The 15351-nt window shown below is 74.4% G+C and carries 15 protein-coding genes; 4 read left to right on the top strand and 11 right to left on the bottom strand.

Annotated features, from left to right (window positions below):
* Window positions 1-38: 38 nt before the first annotated feature.
* Both C4U44_RS10035 and purD read right to left on the bottom strand, forming a co-directional pair.
* Window positions 39-1676, bottom strand: a complete 1638-nt coding sequence (locus tag C4U44_RS10035) for a M48 family metalloprotease (RefSeq protein ID WP_103885362.1) — start codon at window positions 1674-1676, stop codon at window positions 39-41.
* Between the two features lie 340 nt (window positions 1677-2016).
* Window positions 2017-3276 carry a phosphoribosylamine--glycine ligase gene (gene purD, locus C4U44_RS10030; RefSeq protein WP_103885361.1) on the bottom strand — a complete coding sequence of 420 codons (1260 nt, stop codon included), beginning with the start codon at window positions 3274-3276 and terminating at the stop codon, window positions 2017-2019.
* A 215-nt stretch (window positions 3277-3491) separates the two neighbouring features.
* Between purD and C4U44_RS10025 the strand changes: the two genes are divergently transcribed.
* Window positions 3492-4241 carry an SLATT domain-containing protein gene (locus C4U44_RS10025; protein WP_103885360.1) on the top strand — a complete coding sequence of 250 codons (750 nt, stop codon included), beginning with the start codon at window positions 3492-3494 and terminating at the stop codon, window positions 4239-4241.
* 512 nt (window positions 4242-4753) lie between these two features.
* Here C4U44_RS10025 and C4U44_RS10020 read toward each other — a convergent pair.
* Window positions 4754-5401: a hypothetical protein gene (locus tag C4U44_RS10020; RefSeq protein WP_103885359.1), complete on the bottom strand. Its 648-nt coding sequence runs from the start codon at window positions 5399-5401 to the stop codon at window positions 4754-4756.
* A gap of 55 nt (window positions 5402-5456) precedes the next feature.
* On the bottom strand, window positions 5457-6143 hold the full coding sequence (locus tag C4U44_RS10015; RefSeq protein ID WP_103885358.1) for a GntR family transcriptional regulator: 687 nt from the start codon (window positions 6141-6143) through the stop codon (window positions 5457-5459).
* A 181-nt stretch (window positions 6144-6324) separates the two neighbouring features.
* Here C4U44_RS10015 and C4U44_RS10010 point away from each other — a divergent pair, with 181 nt between their 5' ends.
* Window positions 6325-8181, top strand: a complete 1857-nt coding sequence (locus C4U44_RS10010; RefSeq protein ID WP_103885357.1) for a serine/threonine-protein kinase — start codon at window positions 6325-6327, stop codon at window positions 8179-8181.
* 134 nt (window positions 8182-8315) lie between these two features.
* Here the strand turns inward: C4U44_RS10010 and C4U44_RS10005 are convergent, their stop codons facing one another.
* On the bottom strand, window positions 8316-9599 hold the full coding sequence (locus C4U44_RS10005) for an adenylosuccinate synthase (RefSeq protein WP_103885356.1): 1284 nt from the start codon (window positions 9597-9599) through the stop codon (window positions 8316-8318).
* Window positions 9600-9733: 134 nt separating this feature from the next.
* Between C4U44_RS10005 and C4U44_RS10000 the strand changes: the two genes are divergently transcribed.
* Both C4U44_RS10000 and C4U44_RS09995 read left to right on the top strand, forming a co-directional pair.
* Window positions 9734-10561, top strand: a complete 828-nt coding sequence (locus C4U44_RS10000; RefSeq protein WP_235031961.1) for an acylglycerol kinase family protein — start codon at window positions 9734-9736, stop codon at window positions 10559-10561.
* A gap of 69 nt (window positions 10562-10630) precedes the next feature.
* The gene (locus tag C4U44_RS09995; protein ID WP_146088229.1) at window positions 10631-11023 is read left to right on the top strand and encodes a hypothetical protein; all 393 of its coding nucleotides are present in this window, start codon (window positions 10631-10633) and stop codon (window positions 11021-11023) included.
* 35 nt (window positions 11024-11058) lie between these two features.
* Here C4U44_RS09995 and C4U44_RS09990 read toward each other — a convergent pair whose 3' ends face one another.
* The 6 genes from C4U44_RS09990 to C4U44_RS40995 all read right to left on the bottom strand — a co-directional run bounded on the left by C4U44_RS09990 (window position 11059) and on the right by C4U44_RS40995 (window position 15286).
* Window positions 11059-12297, bottom strand: coding sequence for a cytochrome P450 (locus C4U44_RS09990; RefSeq protein WP_235032010.1), 1239 nt, complete (start codon window positions 12295-12297; stop codon window positions 11059-11061).
* A 131-nt stretch (window positions 12298-12428) separates the two neighbouring features.
* The gene (locus tag C4U44_RS09985) at window positions 12429-13283 is read right to left on the bottom strand and encodes an MBL fold metallo-hydrolase (RefSeq protein WP_103885353.1); all 855 of its coding nucleotides are present in this window, start codon (window positions 13281-13283) and stop codon (window positions 12429-12431) included.
* Window positions 13280-14149 carry an NUDIX hydrolase gene (locus C4U44_RS09980; protein ID WP_200823200.1) on the bottom strand — a complete coding sequence of 290 codons (870 nt, stop codon included), beginning with the start codon at window positions 14147-14149 and terminating at the stop codon, window positions 13280-13282. Before C4U44_RS09980 ends, C4U44_RS09985 begins: the two co-directional genes overlap by 4 nt.
* Window positions 14150-14252: 103 nt before the next feature.
* Window positions 14253-14636, bottom strand: a complete 384-nt coding sequence (locus C4U44_RS09975; RefSeq protein WP_103885351.1) for a DUF952 domain-containing protein — start codon at window positions 14634-14636, stop codon at window positions 14253-14255.
* A gap of 27 nt (window positions 14637-14663) precedes the next feature.
* Window positions 14664-15131, bottom strand: a complete 468-nt coding sequence (locus C4U44_RS09970) for a RidA family protein (protein ID WP_103885350.1) — start codon at window positions 15129-15131, stop codon at window positions 14664-14666.
* Complete coding sequence (locus C4U44_RS40995; RefSeq protein ID WP_107503983.1) at window positions 15128-15286, bottom strand: DUF4177 domain-containing protein; 159 nt, start codon at window positions 15284-15286, stop codon at window positions 15128-15130. Before C4U44_RS40995 ends, C4U44_RS09970 begins: the two co-directional genes overlap by 4 nt.
* Window positions 15287-15351: the final 65 nt, after the last annotated feature.

The raw sequence follows: 15351 nt of genomic DNA, 5'->3' as shown, positions 1-15351 counted from the left end.
TCCGTGAAGCCCCTGAACGGGAGGGGAACCCGGGGTGGTTACGGCAGCCGCAGGGGCTTGTCGGGGCGGATGGGGGTGCCCGCGAGCCAGCCGCGCACGGGCGCCGGGTCCCCGCTCTCCACCAGCTGGAGCACCGCCGCGCTCAGCTCCGAGCGGCGGAACCCGGGCATGCGGAGCGCCGGACCGTCGAGCCAGTCGAGCCCGGTGCCGGCGCCCGCGGTGTCGACGGCGGCGCAGCAGATCAGCGCCATCAGGTGGTCGGCCAGCAACTCGCGGCCCGTGCGCTCGGGCACGAGCTGGTACGCGGCGGCCGCCTGGGCGTACGGCCCGGAGGGCGCCGCGGCCGCCAGCCGCGCGGCGACGACTTCGTTCTCGCTGCCGCCGGCCACGGCGAGCCGGTCGACGACCCGCTCCAGCGTCACCCCGCCGAACTCCGTGTCGCGCTCGCCGCCGACCAGCAGCGCCCGCCCGACAGAGGTGGCCGAGGAGACGGCGGCCGCGGGCTCGGCGAAGGGCCGCAGCTCCTCGATCGCACGTATCAGCCGGCTCGCCTCCTCCCGCCAGAGCCGGTCCACGACGTCCTCGGGGTAGCGGGCCCAGCTCACCGGCTCCCAGCCGGGCCGCGGCCGGTCCGGGCCGCCGTGGAAGATCCGCCCGGCCAGCAGGGAGACCGCCTCGTCGACGGCACCGGGCTCTTCCAGCAGGTCGCAGGCCGGGCGCTCGCCCAGCCGGGTCTCGAAGCCGTCGGCGAGCCGATCGCGCCGGGACAGCTCGGTGAGCGCGGCGACCACGCCCGCGTGCAGCCGGGACGGCCAGCGCCCCATCCGCCAGCCGGGCAGTGCGACGCGCGTGAGCAGCCGGTCCCAGCCCGCGTAGGCGAGCCCGACCTGCTCCTGGGCGACGACCCGCAGCCCGTAGTCGACCGCCTGCGCGCGCTCGGAGGCGGACGCGGCGACGCCGCGCTCCATCTCGGCGGCGTGGACGCTGCAGGCGCGCAGCAGCAGCCGGGTGGTCCAGCCGAGGAAGGCGAACACCGGGCGGCCGGTCAGGCCGCGCCCGCCGGGCCGGGTGCCGCCGTGCGCCGCGACGCCGGCGGCGGCGTCGAGGCCGCTGAGGAAGCGGCGCGCCGCGGATATCTCGGGGTCGGCCGCGGCCGCGGTGCCCGCGATGACGGGGGCGAGCAGGGCGCGCAGCTCCGCGACGCGCATCCACCACAGGAAGGGCGAGCCGACCACGAGGACCGGCCCGGGGCGCCGCTCGGTGCCACGGGTGCCGGCCGCGGGCCTGCGCTCCTCCAGCCAGCTGTCGCAGTCGGGGGTCAGCTCGACCGCCGAGGGCGGTGGCACCTGGAGGCGGTCGGCGACGTCCCGGACCATCAGGTACAGGTCGGGGGCGGTCGACTCGGCGACCGGGACGGTGGGACTGACCGCGGGCTGGGCGCGGACGATCACCGCGGCGACGGCGCCCGCGACGGCGAGGACGAGCAGGGCGACGCCGGTCACGCCCCAGCGCACGCCGTCCCAGACCGGGCCGTCGACCTGGCCGGCGGCCCGGGCGACCTGCAGCACCACCGCGGCGGCGGCCGGCAGCAGGGCCAGGGAGAGCGCCGAGCCGCGCAGCCTCAGGATCGCGGTCGCACGTGCCCGCGCAGCGGCCTCACCCGCTTCTCCGGCCATCGGCTGGCACCCCCTGCGCTGGCGGTGGCCGCCACGGTGACGGCCTCTCCCCACTGTCGCACCGCCTACGGACATCGCAATGCCGTACGGCCGATTGCCGCAATACCCCCGCGGTGCGCCTTCGGGGCACCATAGTTGGGCGTCGGGGAGGAGTCAGCCGTATGGCCCGCGCATCACTCCTTGGAGTGGCTTTCGGGCAGACGTCGCACTTTCACGCAAGGGTGTCGGAGAGCAGCCCGCATGCCGTGGGCCTGCCGGCCCGCTGCATGCGGGCTGCCGTACCGGGGGCGCCGGGCGGGGCCGGGGCGGGCCGCCGGGGCACGGCCGGCCCGATCCGGGCTCAGTCCTGGGCGGCCTGCGCCGCCTTCGCGGCGATGTCCCCGCGGTGGTGGCCGCCGTCGAGCCCGATCCGCCCGAGGGCGCGGTAGGCGCGGTCCCGGGCCTTGGTCAGGGTCGAACCGGTGGCCGTCACCGACAGCACCCGGCCGCCCGCCGAGACGATCCGCCCGTCGTCGTCCGTACGGGTGCCCGCGTGCAGGACGTAGGCGTGCTCGTCCTTCTCCGCGACGTCGTCGAGTCCGGTGATCGGGTCGCCGGTCCTCGGGGTGCCGGGATAGTTGTGGGACGCGATGACCACGGTCACGGCGGCGCCGTCGCTCCAGCGCAGTTCCGGGTAGGCGGCGAGCTGGCCGGTGGCGGCCGCCCGCAGCAGCCCCGCCAGCGGGGTGCGCAGCCGGGCCAGCACCACCTGCGTCTCGGGGTCGCCGAAGCGCGCGTTGAACTCGATCACCCGCACCCCGCGGGAGGTGATCGCCAGACCCGCGTAGAGCAGCCCCGCGAAGGGGGTGCCGCGCCGCCGCAACTCGTCGACGGTCGGCTGGAGCACGGTCCGCTCCACCTCCTCGACCAGCTTCGGGTCGGCCCACGGCAGCGGCGAGTAGGCGCCCATGCCGCCGGTGTTGGGGCCCTCGTCGGCGTCCAGGGCGCGCTTGAAGTCCTGGGCCGGCTGGAGCGGCAGCACCGTCTCGCCGTCGGTCACCGCGAACAGCGACACCTCGGGGCCGTCCAGGAACTCCTCGATCACCACCCGGTCGCAGGCGAGCGCGTGCGCCCGGGCCGCGGCCAGGTCGTCGGTGACGACGACGCCCTTGCCCGCGGCGAGCCCGTCGTCCTTGACGACGTAGGGCGCGCCGAAGGCGTCCAGGGCGGCGTCGACCTCCTCGGGCGTGATGCACACGTACGAGCGGGCGGTCGGCACCCCGGCGGTGGCCATCACGTCCTTGGCGAACGCCTTCGATCCCTCCAGCGCCGCGGCCTCCCGCGACGGGCCGAAGCAGTCGACGCCCCGCTCCCGCACCGCGTCGGCGACCCCGGCGACCAGCGGCGCCTCGGGGCCGACGATCACGAAGTCCGCGCCGAGCGACACGGCGAGGTCGGCGACCGCGGCACCGTCCATGATGTCGACCGGGTGCAGCTCGGCGACCTCCGCGATGCCGGCGTTGCCGGGCGCGCAGTGCAGCGAGGAGACGTCGGGGTCGAGGGACAGGGAGCGGCACAGGGCGTGTTCGCGGGCGCCGCCGCCGATGACAAGGACCTTCACGCGCACCAGGGTAGTGGGCCCGCGCGCACCCGGCCGCCGTCACTCTTTCGAGTGACGGCAACAATCGTCGTATACCTGATCACACGGCCCTTCCTGGGCGAATTCCTGACATCGGTGCTTCCGGCTCAGCCGTTCGGCGGTAAGAAGGGAACTTCAGCCGGGTGGGTGCCGGGTCCGTCGGGTACGCCCGCGCAGCAGTCGAGGGAGCGTTCGCAGTGAGCCAGCCGGACATGTTCCCCGAGGGGGCACCTCGGGACGAGCCTCCACGGCGGGCACTGCACCATCGGCAGGAGGACCTGCGGGCGCTGCCCTTCCCGCTCGGCGACTGGGGCGAGCCGGCCGAACGCCTCGAAGAGCTGTACCGCTGGGCCGAGGACGGCGCCCTGCGCACCGTGGACTGGTACCTCCACGGCCGCCTCACCAAGCGGCGCGCCGCCCGCGCACTACGGGTCTGCGCCACCGTCTGCGGCGCGACCGCCGCCGCGCTCCCGCTGGTCGAACTCGCCCACGGCACCGGGTCGGTGGCCCGCTGGAGCTACCTCGCCCTGCTGCTGGCCGCCGCCTGCGTCGCCGCCGACCGGCTGCTCGGCCTCACCACCGGCTGGATGCGGGACGTCGCGACCGCCCAGGCCGTGCAGCGCCGGGTCGAGGCACTCCGCTTCGACTGGGCCACCGAGAGCGTCCGCGAGGTCCTCGGCCCCACCGAGGGGACCGCCGCCGAGGCCGCCGAGCGCTGCCTCACCGTCCTGCGCGGCTTCTGCGAGGACGTCGCCGACCTGGTCCGCGTCGAGACCGCCCACTGGATGGTCGACTTCGGCGCGCACTCCGCCGCGGCCGCCCTCCGCACCCAGTCCCCCGCCTTCACCCCGCCCCTCCGCCCGACCCAGCCCCCACCCCCGCGCCTCCCCCACCCCGGCACCCGCCCCACCATGCCCCGCCAACGCCCCCCGGAGAAGCCGCGGTAGGAGGGTGGAGTGAGAAGGGGGCGCCGGGGGGCTCGGGCGGGGGAAGGGCGTTCACGGGCGGGGGTTCTCGGGCAGGGGAAGGGCGTTCACGGGCGGGGCGGTGGACGTAGGGGCACCGTCACGTGGGAGCCGCTCGTACATGTTGGGTACCCGCTCAAGCCCCTTTTTTGCCGCCGGCTCGCCTCCGGTCGCTTAGATCCGGTGTCGACAGTCGACCGTGCTCGATCCTTCGTTCCTCAGGATCTCCGCGCGCTCTCCTTTTCGACACCGGCGCGACCTTTGGCTCCCCGGCTACGACGGGGACCGTTCGTCCGCATGCGGACCCACAACAACCGCTTTCCTGGCGGAACACGATCACCCGCCGTCCTTTCGACGCCGACGCGCCCGTTCCGGGTCCGGGCACGCACGCGTTTCGAGGGCTCGCCGTGGTAGCCGGCGAGCCGAACGGCGCCCAAGCCCCCGTCCCCAGCCAGGCGAACCCGTCCCCGCCCCTACCTCCGCCCCCAACTCCCTCAGCTGAACACGATCATCGAGCCCTGGCCGAGCGAACGCGTCGCGGCGGCGCGGAGGCCGAGCCAGACGTGGTGCTCGCGGGCGAAGGGGCCGGTGGCGGTGGGGGTGAGGGCGGGCTCTTCGAGGGTGGTGTGGCGGGCCGGGGGTTCCGGGGGGGCCGGGGGTTTGGCCGGGTCGATCCCGATCGCGGGGGCGACGAAGTCGAGTTCGCGCAGCAGGCCGTGGCTGGAGCCGAGCGGGCCGCCACCCTCGAGCAGTTCGTCGTTGACGACCGGGTGCGGGAAGTCGAGGGGGACGTACGCGCCCGCGTGGTCGTAGTGCCACACCAGATGCGAGGTCTGGGCCGTGGTCTCGAACATCTCCAGCAGTTCTTCGTAGTCGCCGCCCAGCGCGTCGACCGGGGTGACCTCCAGCCCGTGGAGCGCGAGCAGGTAGGCGCGGCGCAGGAAGTGCAGCGCGTCGTAGTCGAAGCACGCCACCGGGGCGACGTCGCCGGACAGGCCGGGCATGTAGCCGTAGACGGGGACGGGCGGCTGGCCCGCGTCGGCCAGCGCCTTGTCGTAGCGGGCGAGTTCCTCGGAGAAGGGGTTTTCCGGGCTGTGGCACAGCACATCCACGAGAGGCACGAGCCACAGGTCGCAGGCCACGTAGCAACTCCATCCGGTCGGGGGCGTACAGCCTAAGGCGGCGGGCCCGGTCGCGTCAGGAGCGTGTCAGGGCGAGCTTCTCCACCAGCGCGAGGGTGTGCGCGCCGTAGTCGTGGATGAGGTGCAGCGCGGCGACCGTGTCACGTTCGGCGACGGCGTCGACCAGGGCGACGTGGCGGGCCCAGCAGACGCCCGCGAGGTCGTCCAGCGACCTGAGATACGGCACCGCGTAGATCCACGACTGGGTGCGCAGCCGGTCCAGGAACTCGCTCAGGTGCGGGTTGCCCCCGATGGCCGCCAGCTCGCGCCAGAAGCGCAGGTCGCAGCCGATCAGCACGTCCAGGACGCCCGCCTGCGCGGCGCGTGCGGCGGCCTCGGCGCGGCGCCGTACGGACGCGACGGCGTCGGGGGCCGGCTCGCCGGTGCCGTACTCGGCCATCCAGCGGAAGGCCGCGTCGACGGCGAAGGTGCGGGCCTCGATGAGCGATCGGAAGTCGGCGGCCGTGAACCGCCGGACCTGGAAGCCGCGGTGCTGCTCGACCTCCAGCAGCCCTTGCGCGGCGAGGTCGACCAGGGCCTCGCGGACCGGCGTGGCGGACACGCCGTAGGTCTCGGCGATCTCCTTGACGCTGAAGTGGCGCCCGGCCTGGAGGCGGCCGGTGAGGATCTCGTCGCGCAGGGCGTCGGCGATCTGCTGGCGCAGGCTGCTGCGCCGCACCTGCGGCCCACCGCCGTCGTGCATACCTCCTCCTTGCCGTCCGTGCCGTCCTTGGCGTCCTGGTCGGCCTGGCCGTCCCTGCCGATCCTGGGCGTCCGGTCGTCCGTATGTGCGCCCGCCGCGCCCTCGCACACCTTAGGCGACTGGCGTTCGTACGCTTATTCTTCGCCCTAATGGGTGGGCGGAAGCGGGGGCGGGACGGGCGATGGACGAGCTGAGGGCCGACGACCCGCGGTGGATCGGTGCGTACCGGCTGCTGGGGAGGCTCGGCGTCGGCGGTATGGGCCGGGTCTACCTGGCCAGGTCGGAGCGGGGCCGTACGGTCGCGGTGAAGCTGGTGCGGCCCGATCTGGCGGAGCGGGAGGAGTTCCGCAGCCGGTTCCGGCGCGAGGTGCGTGCCGCGCGGCGGGTCGGCGGACGCTGGACGGCACCCGTCCTCGACGCCGACACCGAGGCGGCGGTCCCGTGGGTGGCGACCGGTTACGTGCCCGGGCCGTCGCTGCGGCAGGTCGTCGCCAAGGAGTACGGGCCGCTCCCGGAGCGCTCGGTCCGCGTCCTGGCGGCGGGGCTGGCGCACGCCCTCTCCGACATCCATGCGGCCGGTCTGGTGCACCGCGACCTCAAACCGTCGAACGTGATGATCACGATCGACGGTCCCCGGGTGATCGACTTCGGCATCGCCCGCGCCCTGGAGACGGTCACGGACGCCTCGCTGACCAGCACCGGGGCGATGGTCGGATCGCCGGGATTCATGTCGCCCGAGCAGGTGAGGGGCGACCGCGTCACCCCGGCCTGCGACATCTTCTGCCTCGGCTCGGTGCTCGCCTACGCCGCCACCGGGCTCCAGCCCTTCGGGGCCGCGGCGAGCGGGGTGCACGCGCAGATGTACCGCATCGTGCAGGAGCCGCCGGACCTGGACGCCCTGCCGGACGCGCTGCGCGACCTGGTGGCCGCCTGCCTGGCCAAGGAACCGGAGGCGCGGCCGTCCCTCACGGAGGTGCGGCGGATGCTGGGCGAGGTCGGGGAGGACGCTGCCGGTCTCCCGGAGGAGGGCGGCGGCGAACGGGACGGCGAGCCGTGGCTGCCCGCGGCGATCGTCGCGCGGCTGGGGCGGCACGCCGTACGGCTGCTGGAGCTGGAGGCCGAAGCGGAGGAGCCGCCGCGGGCACCGTCAGAGGCGCCTGCGGAGGCATCGTCCGAGCCGCCGTCGGAGGCGCTCACGGAGGCCGGGCCCGAAGCGGCGATCTCGGCCGGAGCCGCCGAGGCCGCCGACACGTCCGGGGCCGTCGGGACCACCGGATCCGACGACACGAGTGCGGGCCGGACGCCCGCGTCCCACGAACCCGCGGGCGCCGCCCCGGCCGCCGCGAGCAGGCCGCTGCCGCCCACGGCGTACTCCCCCATGTACACCGCGCCGCACACGTCCCCGCCGTTCCCGGCCCCGGACGAGGCCCACCCGCAGGGAACGGTCGCCACTCCCGCACCGCCCCTCGGCGGGCCCGTGCTCCACGCACCCGTGCCGCCGTCCCCGCCGGCTCCGCAGCAGCGCCGGCGGGGCGGGCTGGTGGCGGCCGCCGTCGCCCTCGTGGTCGTCGCGGGCGCGGCCACGGCGTACGTCGCCATGCGGGACGGGAAGGACGACAGCGCCGGGCCGCCGGCGTCCCCCTCGGGCAGCGCGCACCCGCCGGGACCGACCGGAACCGGAACCCTTCAGCAGGTGCCGGCCGGCAGCAGCGTGCCGGCGGGCATGGTCGGCACCTGGCGCACCTCGTTCACCAGTGACGACCAGGGCGACAACACGCGGACGCTGGTGGTGCACGCCGACGGCACGGTGGACCTGGCCGGCGACAGCGCGTCGTACTCCTGCTCCTGGGAGATGCGGGTGACCTCGCCCGGACCGCCGGTGACGCTGAGCGCGTCGAAGGTGGTCAGCGGCGAACCCGCCTCCTCCTGCAGTGCGGGCGACGCCGCCACGCTGACCCTGCTCGACCCCACCCACCTGCGCCGCCAGGACATCGACGACGGCAAGGCGCCGCTGACGTACACGAAGGTCGCCCGCTGAGCGGCCGGTGCCGACGATCGGGCGGGCCACCGCCGGGAGAGCGGCAGCCGGGCGGGAGGCGGCGCAGCGCGCGGGCATGGGTAAGCCCCGCCCATCAGGGTGAGCGGGGCTTACCTGAGCGCCTGGGTGCGGGCTCAGAGGAAGGAGTTGATCTCGATCGTCTCGTCCCGGCCGGGGCCGACCCCGATCGCGGAGATCGGCGCGCCCGACATCTCCTCCAGCGCCTTGACGTAGCTCTGCGCGTTCTTGGGCAGGTCGTCGAAGGACTTGGCGCCGGTGATGTCCTCCGACCAGCCGGGCAGGTACTCGTAGATCGGCTTCGCGTGGTGGAAGTCGCTCTGGCTGTAGGGGAGTTCGTCCACCCGACGGCCGTCGACCTCGTAGGCCACGCAGACCGGGATGCGCTCCCAGCCGGTGAGGATGTCCAGCTTGGTGAGGAAGAAGTCCGTCAGGCCGTTGACCCGGGTGGCGTAACGTGCGATCACCGCGTCGAACCAGCCGCAGCGCCGGTCGCGGCCGGTGGTGACACCGAACTCGCGGCCCACCGTGCGCAGTTTGTCGCCGTCCGCGTCCAGCAGCTCGGTGGGGAACGGTCCGGAGCCCACACGCGTTGTGTACGCCTTGAGGATACCGATCACCCGAGTGATCTTGGTGGGGCCGACACCGCTGCCGGTGCAGGCGCCTCCGGACGTCGGGTTCGACGAGGTGACGAAGGGGTAAGTGCCGTGGTCGACGTCGAGGAGTGTGCCCTGCCCGCCTTCCATGAGCACGACCTTGCCGTCGTCCAGCGCGTTGTTCAGCACCAGCGCGGTGTCGGTGACGAAGTCCTTGATCTGCGCCGCGTAGTCGAGGTACTCCTCGACGACCTGCTCGGTGGTGATGGCCCGCCGGTTGAAGATCTTGACCAGGATCTGGTTCTTGTCCTGGAGCGCCGCCTCGACCTTCTGCAGAAGGATCGATTCGTCGAAGAGGTCCTGCACCCGGATGCCGACGCGGTTGATCTTGTCCGCGTAGGCCGGGCCGATGCCGCGCCCTGTGGTGCCGATCTTCCGGTTGCCCAGGAAGCGCTCGGTCACCTTGTCGATCGTCTGGTGGTAGGGCGTGATCAGATGGGCGTTGCCGCTGATCAGGAGTTTGGATGTGTCGACGCCGCGCTCGTTCAGTCCGCTCAGCTCGGAGAGAAGGACCTTCGGGTCGACGACGACGCCGTTGCCGATCACCGGGACACAGTCCGGTGACAGGATTCCGGAGGGGAGGAGATGCAATGCGTACTTCTGGTCGCCGACGACGACCGTGTGACCGGCGTTGTTACCGCCCTGGTAGCGCACCACGTAGTCCACTGAGCCGCCGAGTAGGTCGGTGGCCTTCCCCTTGCCCTCGTCACCCCACTGAGCACCGAGCAGCACAAGTGCGGGCACAGGCGTACACCCCTTCCGGGCGGGGCATGTCCAACGTGCAGAGAGCCGTCGAACCTGCCCCGGAATAGACGAAGCCCCTGACGCAACGGCGCAAGGGGCTCTTGCACCAAGACTTTACCTGAGGAAGGACCAAGGTGTCGGCTCACGTCCCGGCCGGGCATCCCCTGCTGGTGGTCATCGACCCCGCCGCACGTGCCACAGACGGCGAATCCGTCCGGATCGCCAAGGACGTGCTGTGTGCTGGCGCGGCCTCCGTGAAGATGGCGTTCCCCGAATCCGCCGAGGAGGCGGAGCGGGCCCTCGCCCACCGCGGCCGGCGCCACCTGGTGGTGCTGGGCGACGACGCCGCCCTGCTGCGCACGGTCAACGCGCTGCGGCGCACCCGCACCCTGCACGACTCCCCGGTGGCCGTGGTGCCGATCGGGCCGCGCTCGACGCTGGTGCGGGCGCTGGGCGTGCCCGAGCAGGTGCCCGCGGCGGCCCGCGCGGTGCTCGACGGCGTGGAGCGCGAGCTGGACCTGCTGGTCGACGAGAGCGGCGGCATCGTGCTCGGCACGCTCAGCCTCCCCTACGGCACGCCGGCCGCGCACACCGCGGCGCACTGGTGGACGCCGGTGGAGAAGACGGCCCGCTCCCTGGTGCGCACCCTCACCTCGCCGATCCCGGTCAACGGCAATCCGCCGGCCCGCCGCCAGCGGCTGCGGGTCGAGGCCGACGGGGTGCTGCTCGCCGATCTGGACGAGCCGGTGCACGAGGTGTCGGTACGGCCCGCGCCCACCGGCCTCGCCGAGATCTTCGTCCGCCGCACCCCTGGCTCGACGCAGGTCCGCGCCCGGGCGCGCACCATCACCGTCTCCGGCCGGGACTTCCGCTACCGGGCCGACTCCGCGATCACCGGCCCGGTCCGGACCCGCACCTGGACCGTGGAGCCGTCCGCCTGGCGGCTGACCGTCCCCCGCTAGGAGCCCCCGGACCGGGCAAGGGACGGGCGCGAGCTGTTTCCCGGCGCGCGCGGCTGCGATCGTGGGTCCATGAGTGATCCCAGGGCGCCGGAGCCCGCGCCCCCGGCCCCGCCCGGCCGCGAGGAAGTGACCGCTCAGTGGCGGGCGCTCGTCGCGGGCCACGCGACCCGGGACGCGGTCCATGCCTGGGCCGCCCGCTGGGTCGAGGACGAGGCGGACCCCCGTGTTCCGCCGTTGATCCTCGGAGCCCTGCAGCATCTGCACGGATTCGACCTGCGCCGTGATCCCCGTCGCCCGGGGGTCGTCCGGCACGGCACGGCGGGCGACGGCGAGGGCGAGTGGATCCACTCGGCCGACGACATCGCGGCCGCGCTCGCCCGCTGGGAGGCGAGGTGCGAGCGCGACGACGCGGAGCGGGCGCCGCGCCCGCAGGCCGGGGGCGAGGGCGAGGGCGAGGGCTGACGGTCCGCCTCCGCCGGGCCCCAGCGGCGCGGCGCTCACCAGGCGACGAGCAGCTGCTCCAGGCCGCGGATCACGTACCCGGGGCGCCAGACCGGCTCCTCGACCAGCCGCATGCCGGGGGCGTCGCGCAGGAAGGCGCCGAAGGACGCGGTGAGTTCGAGCCGGGCCAGCGGGGCGCCCAGGCAGTAGTGGATGCCGGCGCCGAAGGTGAGGTGCTTGTTGGCGGCCGCGGGACGGGTGATGTCGAAGCGGTCGGGGTCGGGGAAGCGGGCCGGGTCGCGGTTGGCCGAGCCGAACAGCAGCGCCACTTCCGAGCCGCGCGGTATCGCCGTGCCGCCGACCTCGATGTCGTCCAGCACCCAGCGTTCGAACATCTGGAGCGGGGTGTCGTGGCGCAGCATCTCCTCGACGGCGTCGCGCAGCAGCTCGGGACCGGACCCGGCCGCCGCGGTGCCGGCCGCCGCGACGGCATCGCCGACCAGTCGCAGCTGGTCGGGGTGACGGAAGAGCTGGAGCCAGCCGAGAGTGGTGGTGTTGACGGTGGCCTCGTGGCCGGCGTTGAGCAGCAGCACGCAGGTGGACACCATCTCCTGCTCGCTGAGCACGTCGCCGTCGTCGTGCGCGGCGATCAGGGCGCTGATCAGGTCGTCGCCGGGGGCACGTCGGCGGGCCGCGATCAGCTCGCGCAGGTAGCCGGAGAACTCCTCGCTGGCGCGCACCGCGAGCCGGGCGGTGTCCTCGGTCGGGTTCAACTCGAACATGCCGGTGATCGCCGCCGACCAGGGGCGCAGCAGTCCGCGGTCGGCGGGCGGCACCCCCAGCATCTCGGCGATGACCGCGACCGGCAGCGGCTCGGCGACCCGGGCCAGCAGGTCGCCGCCGCCATCCGCGTGCAGCGCGTGGATCAGCTCGGCGGCGAGCCGGTGCACGGTCGGCGCGAGGTCGTCCACCATCCGCGGGGTGAACGCCTTGGCGACCAGGCGCCGGATGCGGGAGTGCACGGGGGCTTCGAGGTCGAGCATCCCATTGCCGTTGAGCGTGGTGAAGGGTTCGTGCTCGGGCGGCGGCGCCTGGCGGCCGAACTCCTCGTGGCTGAAGCGGTGCAGGTAGGTGCGGCCGAGCCGGCGGTCCCGCAGCAGCGCGCTGACGTCGTCGTAGTGCGGGACGAGCCACTGCCCGGTGGGCTCGAACCAGTGCGCGCGGCCGGCGGCCCGCAGGGCGGCGTAGGCGGGATACGGGTCCCGCACGAAGGACGGCGACCAGGGCGCGAACAGCGCGGTGGGGTCGGCGGCCGTCGCGTCCGGGACGCCGGCCGGGACGGGCGAAGCGGTCGACGGCGCGGCCGGGACCGGGGCCGGGTCCTGGGTCGAGGCCGGGTCCTGGGTCGAGGGCGAGGAGGAAGAGGTCATGAGAGTTCGATGAGTCCGTGTTCGCGCAGGTAGTCGAGTTGGGCGCGGACCGAGAGCTCCGCGGCGGGCCAGAGGCTTCGGTCGACGTCGGCGTAGACGTGGGCGACGACGTCGGGGACGGTGCGCAGGCCGGACTCGACGGCGGTCTCGACCTGGGCGAGGCGGTGCGCGCGGTGTGCGAGGTAGAACTCGACGGCGCCGCGGGCGTCGTCGAGGACCGGGCCATGGCCGGGCAGCACTGTGTTGACGTCGGCATCCACGGTGAGGCCGTGCAGGCGGCGCAACGAGTCCAGGTAGTCGCCGAGCCGGCCGTCGGGATGGGCGACCACGGTGGTGCCCCGCCCCAGCACGGTGTCGCCGGTCAGCACCGCCCGGTCGGCGGGCAGGTGGAAGGTGAGCGAGTCGGCGGTGTGGCCGGGAGTGGGGATCACCCGCAGCTCCAGGCCGCCGGTGGTCACGGCGTCGCCCGCGGCCAGGCCCTCGTCGCCGAGCCGCAGCGCCGGGTCGAGGGCGCGGACCGGGGTGCGGGTGAGTTCGGCGAAGCGGGCCGCGCCCTCCGCGTGATCGGGGTGGCCGTGGGTGAGCAGGGTGAGCGCGACCCGTTTGCCGTGCTGCTCGGCGGTCGCGATCACGCGGGCCAGATGCTCCTCGTCCAGCGGGCCCGGGTCGATGACGACCGCCAGCGGGGAGTCGGGTTCGGCGACGATCCAGGTGTTCGTGCCGTCGAGCGTCATCGGCGACGGGTTGGGCGCCAGGACGCACAGCGCGCGGGCGGTGGCGCGCCCGCCGACGCCGGGCTGCGGGCGGCCCGGGATCTGCGGGGTGCCCGGAGTGGGGCCGGGGACGGTCATGACGGCTCTCCACTGAACTCGTCGTGTCCCGGCCAGGTCAGCACGACCCGTCCCTCCTCGTCCAGGGACGCGTGGGCGATCACCGGGGTCAGGTCCCGGTCGGCGGCGGCGGCCAGCGCGGCGGCCGCACGGTCGTACGGCAGCAGGGAGCGCAGGGTGGCCAGGGTCGGCGGGAGCATCGCCATCTCGCCGCTCGCGTGGCCGTCGACGGCCTCGGCCGGGCGCAGCCACACGGTGCGGTCGGCCTCGCCGGAGACGTCGCGGGTGCGCTGGCCCGGTGGCAGGAGGGCGAGGAAGAACCAGGTGTCGTACCGCCGCTGCTCGAACTCCGGGGTGATCCAGCGCGCCCACGGAGCGAGCAGGTCGGAGCGCAGCACCAGGTCACGGGCGGCGAGGAAGTCGGCGAAGGCGAGGTCGTGGGCGACCAGGGCGACGCGGTCGGCCTCCCAGTCCGCGCCCGTGGTGTCGGCGACCACGCTCGATCCGTCGGGCCCGGCCAGCAGCACCCCCGACTCCTCGAAGGTCTCCCGGACCGCCGCGCAGACCACCGCCTGCGCCTGTCCCGCCGGCACCCCCAGCGCGCCCGCCCACCACTCCAGCGGTGGCCCGGCCCAGCGCACCGGCCGCTCGTCGCGCGGATCGACCCCGCCGCCGGGGTAGGCGTAGGCACCCGCCGCGAAGGCCATGGAGGCGCGGCGGCGCAGCATGTGCACGGCAGGGCCGGCGGCCTCCCCCGCTCCTGGGTCGCGCAGCAGCAGCACGGTCGCGGCCGGCCGCGGGTCGACCGGGACCAGCTCGCCGCGGGCCAGGGCGCGGACGCGGTCGGCCCAGTCCGCGGTGAAGGGTGCACCGTTCATGCTGCTCATGGCCGGAGCCTACGTGCCCGCGCCGATTTGTTCGAGGGTCACCCGAACGGCTGTGGAGAACCCCGCTCCGACCGGTGCCGTGAGCCCCGCCGTACGCCCCGCGCTACGCCCCCGGCCAGGTCTCCACGCCGACCACCGCGGCGACCGGCAGCGGGCCGTAGATGTGCGGGAACTCCTCGCCGCCCGGGACCGGCGGTTCGTAGCGGACCGGCACGTCGAGCCGGGCGACGTCGATCACCAGGACGACCAGGTCGGTGCGGGCCGGCTCCGCGCCGTAGAGGAGCGCGGCGACGGCGGGGAGCTGGTGGCGCAGCGAGCAGTGGATGAAGCCGACGTCGCCGAGGGTGCGGTCGCGGGTGGACATCTCGTAGCTGCCCGACGCGCGGGCCTCGTCCCACAGGGCGCGCTCGGTGAGGTGCAGGATCCGGTCGGACCGCGCCGCCCCGTCCCCCGCCGCACCCGCACCCGCACCCGCACCCGCACCCATCGTGCCGTCCTCCCGTCGCAGCCGTGCTCAGTCGGCGAGTTCGACCTGGATCTCGACCTCGACCGGCGCGTCCAGCGGCAGCACCGCGACGCCGACGGCGCTGCGCGCGTGCACGCCCTTGTCACCCAGCACCTGGCCGAGCAGCTCGCTCGCGCCGTTGATCACCGTCGGCTGCCCGGTGAAGTCCGGGGCGGAGGCGACGAAGCCGACCACCTTGACCACGCGGGCGATCCGGTCCAGGTCGCCGACGAGCGAGCGGACCGCCGCCAGGGCGTTCAGCGCGCAGGTCGCGGCGAGCTCCTTGGCCGCCTCCGGGGTCACCTCGGCGCCGACCTTGCCGGTCGCCGGCAGCTTGCCGTCCACCATCGGCAGCTGCCCGGAGGTGAAGACGTAGGCACCCGAGCGGACCGCGGGCTGGTAGGCGGCCAGCGGCGGCACCACGTCGGGCAGCGTCAGTCCCAGCTCGGCGAGACGGGACGCGACGACGCCGCTCATTCCTTCTCCCGCTTCATGTACGCCACCAACTGCTCGGTGTTCGGGCCCGGGACGACCTGGACCAGCTCCCAGCCGTCCTCGCCCCAGTTGTCCAGGATCTGCTTCGTCGCGTGCACCAGCAGCGGTACGGTCGCGTACTCCCACTTCTTCGCCATACCGCGACTTTAGTGCCTCCCCGTCGCCGCCCCGTACGGCGAACCGGCGGCCGGAGGGGTGTGCG

This window comes from Actinacidiphila yanglinensis (assembly GCF_900107965.1).
Taxonomy (GTDB): Bacteria; Actinomycetota; Actinomycetes; order Streptomycetales; family Streptomycetaceae; genus Actinacidiphila; species Actinacidiphila yanglinensis.
This window is presented reverse-complemented; position numbering and strand designations above follow the sequence as displayed.